We start from the raw sequence: 11,737 nt of genomic DNA, 5'->3' as shown, positions 1-11,737 counted from the left end.
CCCCGCTCACGCCGCCTGCAGCGAATAATCCTTGTAGCGCTTGCGGATTTCCATCTTGAGCAGCTTGCCGGTGGCGGTGTGCGGCAGGCTGTCGACGAAGTGGATCTCGTCCGGCAGCCACCATTTCGCGACGTGCTGGCCGAGATGCGCCAGGATCTCCGCCGCGCCCACCGCGCTGCCGGGCTTGCGCACGACGAGCAGGATCGGCCGCTCCTCCCAGCGCGGATGATGCACGCCGATCGCCGCCGCCTCGGCGACGCCCGCGCAGCCCACCGCGCAATTCTCCAGCTCGACCGAGCTGATCCACTCGCCGCCCGATTTGATCACGTCCTTGGCGCGATCGGTGATCTGCATCACGCCGTCCGGGTGGAGCACTGCGACATCGCCAGTGTCGAACCAGTTGTCGGCATCGATCGCCGGCTTCTCCTCACGATAATATTGCGCGACTACCCAGGGACCGCGCACCTGCAGCCGACCGGACGTCTGGCCGTCGCGCGGCAGAACATTGCCCTCGTCGTCCACCGTGCGCAGCTCGACTCCCCACGGCACTTTCCCCTGCTTGCTGACCTGGTCGACCTGCGCCTCGAAGCTGAGCTCGTCCCAGTCGGGCGAGGGCGCGCCCATCGTGCCGATCGGGCTGGTCTCGGTCATGCCCCAGGCATGATTGACCCGCATCCCCATGCCCATCAGCCGCTCGATCATCGCACGCGGCGCCGCCGAGCCGCCGATCGTGGCGATCTTGAGATGCTGCGGGGTGATGCCGGTCGCGTCGATATGCTGGAACATCGCGAACCACACGGTCGGCACGCCCGCCGAATGGGTCACCTTCTCGCGGTTCATCAGCTCGCAGAGGATCTTGGGATCGTTGAGCGCGGAGAACACCAGCTTCGCCCCCACCGCCGGCGCCGCCCAGGGCAGCCCCCAGCCGACCGCGTGGAACATCGGCACGATCGGCATCGCGACGGACTGGGTGGAGAGATCGAACTCGGCCGGCTGCAGCTCGGTCAGCGCGTGGAGCACGGTGGAGCGGTGGGTATAGACCACGCCCTTCGGGTTGCCCGTGGTGCCGCTGGTGTAGCAGAGCATCATCGGCTCACGCTCGCTGCCGGTCACCCAAGCATAGTCGCCGTCCTCGGCGGCGATCCACGCCTCGAAGCCCTCGGGGCCGAGATCGTCGAAGCAGATATAATGCTCGATCGTCGTCCAGTGCGGCTTGAGGCGTTCGACCACGGGCGCGAACATCCGGTCGTAGAGCAGCACCCGGTCCTCGGCATGGTTGCCGATAAAGGCGAGCTGGTCGTCGAACAGCCGCGGGTTGATCGTGTGGATCAGCGCCCCCATGCCGGTCGCGCCGTACCAGGCGACAAGATGGCGGCTGTGGTTCATCGCCAGCGTCGCGACCCGGTCGCCCTTGCGGATGCCGAGCCGCTCCAGCGCCTGCGCCATCCGCCGCGCATCATGCGCGATGCCCGACCAGGTCGTACGGGTCTCGCTGCCGTCCGCCCAGCGCGTGACGATCTCGCGAGGGCCATGTTCCCGCGCCGCGTGATCGAGCAAGGTGGATACCCGAAGTTCGAAATCCTGCATGCCGCCCAGCATATGCCTCTCCATTGCGTGGCTATTTTGCGGGCAGGATACGCCTTCATGCGCGGGAGTCGAGAGGGGCAGGCGTTACATCCTGTTGCTGCGCGGGCGCAGCATACCTGTTCGTCGATGCGCGGGATGCCCCCTCCACCACGCCGCTAGCGCGGCGCGGTCCCCCTCCCCCGGCTTCGCCGAGGGAGGAGACGCTCCGTACTGCGTTTCCTCCCTCGGAGCTATGCTCCGGGGGAGGGGGACCATTCGCGCCAGCGAATGGTGGAGGGGGCTAGCGGGCGATCAGGTTACGAGAGTCCAACCTCAGGCCGCGGCCTGCAGCTTCATGCTCGCCGGCACCAGCGACGCCGCCGTCACGCCGGGCATGCCCTCGATCCGCGCCGCCAGCTCGGTATCCAGCCGGAAGCCGCGGCCGAGCATCACCGTCGCCTCGCCACCCTCGATCGGCGCGTGGAGCAGGATCTCGCCCCGCCCGCCGCCGCGCAGCTCGCCGACCAGCTCGGCGAGTTGCGCCGGCACCGCCGGATCCTCGATGCGGATTTCCATCACCAGCTGGGTCGTGCCCGCCAGCGTATCGAACGGCTGCACGCGCTTGACCGCCGCCCGCGGGGTATCCTCGCCGGGGCGTTTGTCGAGCTCCAGCGTCAGGATCGCGCAGCCGGTGCCCTTGGCGCATTCCTCCATGTCCTTGGCGATCAGCTCCTCGAAACACGAGGTCTGGATCTGCGCGCTGCGGTCCGAGATCGTCGCCATCAGATAGCGATTGCCGCGCGCCGAGGTGCGGTAGCGGCAATCCTCGATCAGCGCGGCGATCTGGGCGTTGACCCGCGCACCCTCGGGGATCTGCATGTCGGGGAGGCTCGCGATGTCGCGCACGCCCTGGCCGCGGAACAGATGCTCGTAGCGATCGAGCGGATGCGCCGAGAAATAATAGCCGAAGGCATCCTTCTCGGCATTGATCTTGTCGGACATCGACCAGACCGCGTCCTTGGGAACAGTGATGCCGCCGCCCGCCGGCTCGGCATCACCGAACAGCCCGCCCTGCCCACTCATCCGCGTGGCATGGTCGCGCTGGGCGACCGCCAGGATGGTCTCCGCCGCCGCATGCACGCCCGCGCGATTGGGCTCGATGCTGTCGAACGCGCCCGCCGAAGCCAGCGTTTCGAGCTGGCGCTTGTTGAGCACCCGCGGATCGACTCGCTTGGCGAAATCGTCGAGGCTGGCGAAGCGGCCATTCTTCTCGCGCTCCTCGACCAGCAGCTCCATCGCCCGCTCGCCGACGCCCTTGAGCGCGCCGAGCGCATAACGCACCGCCAGCCCCTCGCCGCTCGCCTGCACGGTGAAGTCGGCCTCGCTGGCGTTGATGTCGGGCGAGGTCGCCTCGATGCCCAGCCGCCGCATGTCGTCGGCGAACACCGCCAGCTTGTCGGTTTGGTGGATGTCGTACGCCATCGAGGCGGCGAAGAATTCGTGCGGGTGGTGCGCCTTGAGCCAAGCCGTCTGATAGGCGAGCAGCGCATAGGCAGCGGCGTGCGACTTGTTGAAGCCATAGCCGGCGAACTTGTCGATCAAGTCGAACAGCTCGTTGGCCTTGGCCGCCGGGATGTCGTTCACTTCCTTGCAGCCCTTGACGAAGATGCTGCGCTGGGCATCCATCTCCGCCTTGACCTTCTTGCCCATCGCGCGCCGCAGCATGTCTGCGCCGCCGAGCGTGTAGCCGGCGAGGATCTGCGCGGCCTGCATCACCTGTTCCTGATAGACGAAGATCCCGTAGGTCTCCTTCAGGATCGGTTCGAGCAAGTCGTGCGGGTAGAGGATCGGCTCGCGACCCGCCTTGCGCGCGCCGAAGGTCGGGATGTTGTCCATCGGACCCGGGCGATAGAGCGAGACGAGCGCGACGATGTCGCCGAAATTGGTCGGGCGCACCGCGGTCAGCGTGCGGCGCATGCCTTCGGATTCGAGCTGGAACACGCCCACCGTGTCGCCGCGCTGGAGCAGCGCATAGACGCCCTCGTCGTCCCAATCGAGCCGATCGAGGTTCACCTCGACACCGCGCTTGGCGAGCAGCACCACCGCCTTTTTGAGCACCGACAGCGTCTTGAGGCCGAGAAAGTCGAACTTCACCAGCCCGGCGCCTTCGACATTCTTCATGTCGAACTGGGTCACCGGCATGTCCGAGCGCGGATCGCGGTAGAGCGGCACCAGCTGCGCGAGCGGCCGGTCGCCGATCACCACGCCGGCGGCGTGGGTCGAGCTGTGGCGCGGCAGCCCTTCCATTCGCATCGACAGGTCGACGAGGCGCTTCACATCCTCGTTGCCGTTATACTCGGCGAGGAATTCGCTCACGCCGTTCAGCGTGCGCTCGAGGGTCCAGGGGTCGGTCGGGTGGTTGGGGATCTGCTTGGCGAGGCGATCGACCTGGCCATAGCTCATCTGCAGCACGCGGCCGACGTCCTTGATCACCGCGCGCGCCTTCATCGTCCCGAAGGTGATGATCTGGGCCACGTGATCGCGGCCGTATTTCTCCTGCACATAGCGGATCACTTCGCCGCGCCGGGTTTCGCAGAAGTCGATGTCGAAGTCGGGCATCGAGACGCGTTCCGGGTTGAGGAAGCGTTCGAACAGCAGGCCCAGCTTCAGCGGATCGAGATCGGTGATGGTCAGCGCCCAGGCGACCGCCGAGCCCGCGCCCGAGCCACGCCCCGGCCCCACCGGAATGTCGTTCGACTTCGCCCATTGGATGAAGTCGGCAACGATCAGGAAGTAGCCCGGGAACCCCATCTGGATGATGATGTCGAGTTCGAACTGGAGGCGCTTGTTATAGACCTCCACTTCCGCCGGATCGGTGATGCCGGCGAAATCGAGCCGGTCCTTCAGCCCCTGCCAGCTCCGCTCGCGCAGCATCGCCGCCTCGCCTTCGCGGTCACCGGCGAGGCTGGGCAGGATCGGCTTGCGCTTGGGCGCGGCATAGGCGCAGCGCTGGGCGACGACGAGGGTGTTCTCGATTGCCTCGGGCAGGTCGGCGAAGCTGGTCTTCATCGTCTCGGCCGGCTTGAGCCAGGCCTCGGGCGAGGAGCGCGGGCGGTCGTCGGTCTCGAGATAGGTCGAGTTGGCGATGCAGAGCATCGCGTCGTGCGCGTCGTAGAAATCGGCCTCGGCGAAGCACGCCGGGTTCGTCCCCACCAGCGGCAGGTTGCGCGCATAGGCAAGGTCGATCAGCTTGTCCTCGGCGCGCGTTTCGATGTCGTTCTGGCGGCGCGCAATCTCGATGTAGAGCCGATCCGGGAACAGCGCCTCGAGCTGGGTGGCATAGGCCTCGGCGGTCTTGTCCTGCCCCTCGGCATAGAGCCGGGCGAGCGCGCCCTCGGCGCCCGCGGTCAGGCAGAGCAGGCCGTCGGTATGCCCCTCCAGCGCCGCGAAGGGCACATGCGCGTCCTCCTCGATCGGGCGATCGAGATGCGCCTGCGAGACGAGGTGGCAGAGATTCTCATAGCCGGTCTGGTCCTGCGCATAGAGCGCGAGCCAGTCGATCGGGACGTTGAGCCCTTCCGCGAGGTTCGAGCGCTTCACCGCCAGCAGCGTGCCGACGATCGGCTGGATGCCCGCCTTCTTGGCAGCGTCCGAAAAGCTCATCGCGGCATAAAGGCCGTTGCGATCGGCGACGGCGATGGCGGGGAAACCGTGGCTCTTGGCGTGCTTGGCGATCGCCTTGGGGTCGATCGCCCCTTCCAGCATGGTGTAGCAGGAGAAAACCCGAAGCGGGACGAAACCGGAATGCGCCATGCCCGAACCTAGGGGCGCAGCACTGAAATTGCCAACCCGGCGACGGGCTTCTCCACAGCTTTTGCGCCGAAGCACAGGATACCGCCGGAACGGATCGATCTAAACCTGCAACATGATGCAGCTATGGTAAACGAAGGACGCGGCCGGGACACTCACACACCTCCCGTCCCGGCCGTGCTTTTTCCCGTCTCTGCGGTGCCTAGAGCAGCTTCTCGATGTCCGTGGCGATGGCGCTGGGCGCGGTCGTCGGAGCATAGCGCTCGACCACTTCGCCCGCGCGGTTCACCAGGAACTTGGTGAAGTTCCACTTGATCGCCTGGGTACCCAGCACCCCCGGCGCTTGTGCCTTGAGCGACTGGAACAGTGGCGCGGCATTGCTGCCGTTCACGTCGACCTTGGCGAAGATCGGAAAGGTGACGTCGTAGCTCAGCGAGCAGAAATTCGCGATCTCCTCGGCATTGCCGGGCTCCTGCGCGCCGAACTGGTTGCAAGGAAAGGCCAGCACCGCGAAGCCACGGTCGCGATAGGTCCGCCAGAGCTGCTCCAGTTCCTTGTACTGCGGCGTGAACCCGCATTTCGACGCGGTGTTGACCACCAGCAGCACCTGGCCGGTGAAGGCCGACAGGTCGCTGGTCGTGCCGTCCGGCAGGGTCACCGGGATCTGCGTGATCGCTTCGCTCATGCCATCTCCTCCAGCCGTCCTTCGTGCAGCCGCACGACACGGTCCATCCGCGCCGCCAGCCGCTCGTTATGGGTGGCGACCAGTGCCGCCGATCCTTCGTTGCGGACGAGGCTGAGGAACTCGCCGAACACCCGGTCCGAGGTCGCCTCGTCGAGATTGCCGGTGGGCTCGTCGGCCAGCACCAGGGGCGGGCGGTTGGCGAGCGCGCGCGCCACCGCGACGCGCTGCTGCTCGCCGCCCGAAAGCTGGTTGGGCCGGTGCGTCAGCCGGTGGCCGAGCCCGAGTTGGGTGAGCAATTCGGTCGCGCGCGCCTGCGCCTCGGCGCGCGTGCCGCCGCGGATCATCTGCGGCAGCACGACATTCTCGGTCGCGTCGAAATCGGGCAGCAGATGGTGGAACTGGTAGACGAAACCCAGCTTGTCGCGCCGCACCACCGTGCGTGCGCTGGCGGAAAGCTTCGCCGCCTCTTCGCCCACGATGCGGATCGAGCCTTCGAACCCGCCTTCGAGCAGGCCCACCGCCTGCAGCAGGGTGGACTTGCCCGAGCCCGAGGGGCCGAGCAGCGCGACGATCTCGCCCGGCTGCACCGCGAGGTCGACCCCGCGCAGCACGTCGATCCGCACCCCGCCCTGCTCGAAGCTGCGGCGCAGGTCGCGCGTCTGGAGAACCGGATCACTCATAACGCAGCACCTGGACAGGATCGGTGCTCGCCGCCTTCCACGCGGGGTAGAGGGTGGCGAGGAAGGTGAACAGCAGCGCCATCGCGCAGATCGCGAAGGTCTGGAACGGATCGGTCTTGGCCGGCAGCTCGGTGAGGAAGCGCATCTGCGGGTCCCACACCTTCTGCCCGGTCACCGCCCCGATCGCCCACACCACCTGCTCGCGGAAGGTGATGAAGAAGAAGGCGAGCACGCCCCCTGCCCCCACGCCCAGCGCGCCGATCGTGGTACCGACGGTGACGAAGATCCGCATCAGCCCGCCCCGCGTCGCGCCCATCGTCCGCAGCACGGCGATGTCGCGGGTCTTCGCGCGGACCAGCATGATCAGCGACGAGATGATGTTGAACGAGGCGACCACCAGGATGATCGACAGGATCGTGAACGAGACGATCCGGTCGACCGACAGCGCCTCGAACAGCTCGCGGTTCATCTGCCGCCAGTCGGTGATCTGGCCGATATTGGCCACCTTGTCGGCCAGCGGTCCGACCACCTGCTGGATCTGGTCGGGATTGTTGGTGTCGATGCGGATCATCTGTACGCTGTCGCCGAGCAGCAGCAGCGTCTGCGCGTCCTGCATCGGCATGATGATATAGGCCTTGTCGTAGTCATAGACGCCGACCTCGAACACCGCGGCGATGCGGTATTTCACGATCCGCGGCATCGTGCCGAACGGCGTCGCCGCGCCTGCGGGATTGATGATCGAGATTTCCGAGCCGATCGTCGCCCCCAGCGCTTCGGCGAGCCGCGAGCCGATCGCGATCTGCTCGCCGCCTGGCTTGAGGTTCTTGAAGGATCCGAGGATTTCCTTCCCCTTCAGCGTCGGGTTGTTGAGGATGTCTTCCATCCGCAGGCCGCGCACCAGCGCGAACTCGACGCGGCCGTTGAAGCTGGCGAACAGCGGCTGCTCGACGAGCGGCGTCGCGGCGGTGACGCCGGGAATCGCGCGTGCCTCGTCGGCGATGCGGCGCCAGTCGCGCAGCTGGCCGTTGTAGCCCTGCACCACCGCATGGCCGTTCAGTCCGGAGATCTTGTCGAACAGTTCGGCACGAAACCCGTTCATCACGCTCATCACCACGATCAGCGCGGCGACGCCGAGCATCACGGCGACCAGGCTGAAGCCGGCGACGACTGCGATAAAGGCTTCGCTGCGCCCGGGCAGCAGATAGCGGCGGGCGATCATTCGCTCGTAGCGCGAGAGTAGCATGGGGATCCTCTAGGGCCGGTTGCGCGGCGTGGGAAGCGTTCTGTTGCCGATTCGACACAGGCTTGCCGCAATCTGCTGACGCCAAGCTGTCGACCGGTGACAAAGGCCGTCCGTGCTTCTACCAAGAAAGCGTCGAAGCGCAGGCGCAAAAAGGCCACGGTTCGGGGAGGTTCCCAGCTCCACTTGCAGCAAAGCGCAAGTGTTCGAAGCGGGATCCTGTTCAAGGGGGCTGACGAGCATTCGTCACGCAGGCGCCCGGGCCGGCAACGGTCCGGGCGTTTTCGTTTTCCGGGCCGCGAGCGCTGGGCTCTACCCTGCGCATACTTTACAACTGCACGTAAGCTTCTCGTACTCCTGCGCCTATCGGGCGGAGCAGGTCGCCCCGCCCCGCCCGCTAACCTCCCCCGGCCATGGCGGGAGGCCAGCTTGTGCCACGATCAGAACGAACCGCCGATCGTGAAACCCCAGGTGCGCGGGTCGCCCGGCTGGCCGACGATCAGGCCGGTATTGCCCGATTGCACCGAAAGCAGTTCGAAATAGCGCTTGTCGAAGGCGTTCCGCACCCAGGCGAAGGCATTCACCTTACCCTTGCGATAGCCGAGCCGGAAGTTGGACAGCGCATACCCCTGGATCCAGGTATAGGCCGAGGGCGAAGGATTGGACGAGAAGCGCGAGCGCCAGCTGCCATCATAGCCGAGATACACCTGGCCGCCCTCGACCGGCGCATTCACTTCGCCGCCGAAGCCCAGCGCCCATTTCGAGATGCCCGGCAGCACCTGCCCGGAAATGTTGCACGAGGACGGGCTGAAACCCTGCTGGCCGGCCGGGGCCGCCGTCTGGGTCGCGGGATTGGTGATCGCGGTGCCGCCGGAAAGCTCGGGCGGGCACGGCGCGTTGGTGAACCTGGTGTATTTGGCGTCGGTATAGGCACCGTTGAAATAGACGTTCGCGCGTTCGCTCGGGCGGAACGAGGAGTCCCATTCAAACCCGCGCGAGCGCACCTTGCCGGCATTGGCGAGATAGCCGCGGATTACGTTGATCGCGTTGTTGTTCACCGTCGCCTGATAGTCGCTGATCTCGGTCCAGAAGCCCGCGAGATTCAGCGTCAGCCGGCGGTCGAGGAACTGGTTCTTCAGGCCGATCTCGAAATGGTTGACCTTTTCCGGCTTCACCGTCTGCGTCGACAGGTCGACCGCGGTGTTAGTCTGGTTGAGCGGCAGCCCCGAGAGATTGATCCCGCCCGACTTGAACGAGCGGGCATAGGTGGCATAGCCATGCACGTCCCGGCTGAAGTCGTACGAGACCGTCAGGTCGCCCGACACATTCCACTGGTCGAATTTCGGGCTGTAGCGCTGCGGCGCCAGCGTGTTGAACTGGTCCGCCGTCGCGGTGCCGGCGCCGAGCAACGCGGCGGCATTGTCCGCCGTCGCCACGAAATTGTAGCGCGCGTTGTGGATGCTGACGATCGACTCGTAGAAGCCGCTCTTCTTGTCGTAGTTCACGCGCAGGCCCGGCTGGATGCGCAGGCTGGGCAGCGCCTCCCAGTTGAGCTTGCCGAACACCGCGAAGCTGGTGTTGCTGAAGTTGATCGTGTTGTTGCTGGTCAGCCCGTTCAGCGTCGCCGGGTTGTTCGCCGCTGCGCCCGTCGGATTGAGCAGCCACCGGCTCGCCGCCGGGCCCTGGACCTGCGAGCCCTGGGTGTCGATCGTCTGGTGGAACAGGAAGATGCCCGCGGTGTAATCGAGCTTGTTCCTGCCGTTGGAGGCGATCCGCAGCTCCTGCGACACCTGCTTCTGCTGCGACGGATTCTGCGACACGGTGGTGATCGGCAGGCCGACGAAATCGCGGTCGTTGGCCGGCTGCCAGTCCCAATAGCGCCAGGCGCTGACCGAGGTGACCGTCGCCGGGCCCAGATCCCAGTTCGCCACCAGCGAGGCGCCGCCGATCTCCTGCCGCGAATTGATGTCGGCATCGAGATCGGTCTTGCGATCGAACGGATTGGTGCTCGGCGGCGCATAGCCGAACGCCGCCGCCAGCGCGGCATATTGCCGGTTGAGCGGCCGCTGGGTCGCACCGGTGCGGACATAATATTGGACGCAGCACAGCGGGTTCTGCAGGTTGAAATCACCCGACAGCGTCAGGTCGAGATTGGGCGCCGCGCGCCACAGCAGCTGGCCCCGCACGCCGTAATTGTCGAGCCGGTGCAGGTTGGTGTCGGACTTGGTGTCGTAGATCGTGCCCTTGCGCTTGGTCACCGAGGTCGACAGCCGCACCGCCAGCTTGTCGTCGGCGATCGGCGCCGAGGCGGAGGCCTTGAGCTGGAGGAAGTCATAGCCCCCGGCACTCGCCTCGTAGCGCACCTCGGGGGTGAAGCTCGGCTTGCGGGTGGTGATGTTGATCGCGCCCGCCGTGGTGTTCTTGCCGTAGAGCGTGCCCTGCGGTCCGCGCAGCACCTCGACGCGCTCGACATCGACGAAGTCGAAGGTCGAGGCGCCGACCCGGCCGATATAGACGCCGTCGACATAGAAGCCGACGCCCTGCTCGATCCCGTCATTGGTGAGGCCGAACGGCGCACCGAGCCCGCGGATGTTGATCGCGGTGTTGCGCGGGTTGCTCGAATAGAATTGCAGCGCCGGCTGCGACTGCTGGATGCGCGCGACGTTGAACGCCCCCGCCTCGGCCAGCGTCGCACCGCTCAGCACCGAGAGCGCCACCGGCACTTCCTGGATGCGCTCCTCGCGGCGCCGCGCGGTCACGACGATATCGCCATCCTGCTGCTGGGGTTGCTGGGCAGTGGAGGCCGGCACCTCGGGATCGGGCGCGGCAGGCATCGCGGTGGATAGCAGCAGCAGCGGAATCAGCGGCAGGCTCATCATGTTCCCCTAGTTCGTTGTCGCAATCTCCACTTTATCGATGGGGTTTAGCGAGGAAGGAGATGTTTAGTCGGGACTAGGCTGCATTGGGCACCTCTTGAAACCGCGAACCGCAACACCAGATTCGGGGAGCGAGGCGCCGAACGGGCTTCGCACCGGTGTCGCGGCAGTTGGCCGGGCACCGAGATGATCGACGTTCAAATTGCTCACAGGAGAATCTGAAGATGCGTCAGCTCGACTTTACTCCCTTCCGTCGCTCGGCGATCGGGTTCGACCGGCTGTTCGACATGCTCGAAGCCAGCGCCCGCCAGGCGAATTCGGAAAACTATCCCCCCTTCAACCTCGAGCGTCTTGCCGAAGACCGCTATCGCATCACCATCGCGGTGGCCGGCTTCAAGGCGGACGAGATCGACATCACCGCGCAGCAGAACCTGCTGCTGGTCGCCGGCAAGAAGGCCGGGGAGAATGAGAACAACCAGGGCAATTATCTGCACCTGGGCATCGCCAACCGCAGCTTCGAGCGCCGCTTCGAACTCGCCGATTTCGTGCGGGTGGAAAGCGCCAACCTGGCCGACGGCCTGCTGACGATCGAGCTGCTGCGCGAAGTGCCCGAGGCGATGAAGCCCAAGAAGATCCAGGTGGGTACCGGCAGCGAGCCGGCCGCGATCGACCATCGCACGGCCAACGCAGCGTAACCCCATCTGAGAGCTCGCGGCGTCCCCCTCCCTTAGGCGCCGCGACGGGGCGCCCGGGCTTCGGCCCGGGCGCCTTTTCTTTTGGAAGCGGGCAGCGCTGCCGGGGAGGGAGCAAAGTCTTTTCCGACACTTGCGGCGGACAATAGCAGACGTTTTTAGTGCCGTCTTTTAGTCACCTTGCGACC

General features: G+C 66.0%; 7 protein-coding genes. 1 reads left to right on the top strand and 6 read right to left on the bottom strand.

Going from position 1 to position 11,737, the window contains the following annotated elements:
- Positions 1-6: 6 nt before the first annotated feature.
- From SAZ01S_RS16715 to SAZ01S_RS16690, 6 genes are all read right to left on the bottom strand, one after another.
- Positions 7-1,599 carry a long-chain fatty acid--CoA ligase gene (locus SAZ01S_RS16715; RefSeq protein ID WP_174596142.1) on the bottom strand — a complete coding sequence of 531 codons (1,593 nt, stop codon included), beginning with the start codon at positions 1,597-1,599 and terminating at the stop codon, positions 7-9.
- Positions 1,600-1,899: 300 nt separating this feature from the next.
- Complete coding sequence (dnaE, locus tag SAZ01S_RS16710; RefSeq protein WP_084583421.1) at positions 1,900-5,379, bottom strand: DNA polymerase III subunit alpha; 3,480 nt, start codon at positions 5,377-5,379, stop codon at positions 1,900-1,902.
- Positions 5,380-5,578: 199 nt separating this feature from the next.
- Entirely contained in the window at positions 5,579-6,061 is a 483-nt protein-coding gene (locus SAZ01S_RS16705) for a glutathione peroxidase (protein ID WP_084583420.1), read from the bottom strand.
- Positions 6,058-6,741 carry an ABC transporter ATP-binding protein gene (locus tag SAZ01S_RS16700; protein WP_084583419.1) on the bottom strand — a complete coding sequence of 228 codons (684 nt, stop codon included), beginning with the start codon at positions 6,739-6,741 and terminating at the stop codon, positions 6,058-6,060. Before SAZ01S_RS16700 ends, SAZ01S_RS16705 begins: the two co-directional genes overlap by 4 nt.
- A complete protein-coding gene (locus SAZ01S_RS16695; protein WP_084583418.1) occupies positions 6,734-7,984 on the bottom strand; it encodes a lipoprotein-releasing ABC transporter permease subunit in 1,251 nt (416 codons plus the stop codon). The genes SAZ01S_RS16700 and SAZ01S_RS16695 overlap by 8 nt, the downstream gene beginning before the upstream one ends.
- A gap of 437 nt (positions 7,985-8,421) precedes the next feature.
- Complete coding sequence (locus SAZ01S_RS16690; protein ID WP_084583457.1) at positions 8,422-10,857, bottom strand: TonB-dependent receptor; 2,436 nt, start codon at positions 10,855-10,857, stop codon at positions 8,422-8,424.
- Positions 10,858-11,081: 224 nt separating this feature from the next.
- On the opposite strand from SAZ01S_RS16690, the gene SAZ01S_RS16685 reads away from it, so the two are divergent.
- On the top strand, positions 11,082-11,552 hold the full coding sequence (locus SAZ01S_RS16685; protein WP_084583417.1) for an Hsp20 family protein: 471 nt from the start codon (positions 11,082-11,084) through the stop codon (positions 11,550-11,552).
- Positions 11,553-11,737 lie beyond the last annotated feature (185 nt).

The sequence above is a fragment of the Sphingomonas azotifigens NBRC 15497 genome, from assembly GCF_002091475.1.
Lineage (GTDB): Bacteria > Pseudomonadota > Alphaproteobacteria > Sphingomonadales > Sphingomonadaceae > Sphingomonas > Sphingomonas azotifigens.
Note: the sequence above shows the minus strand (reverse complement) of the source record. Positions and strands in the feature narration are given on the sequence as shown.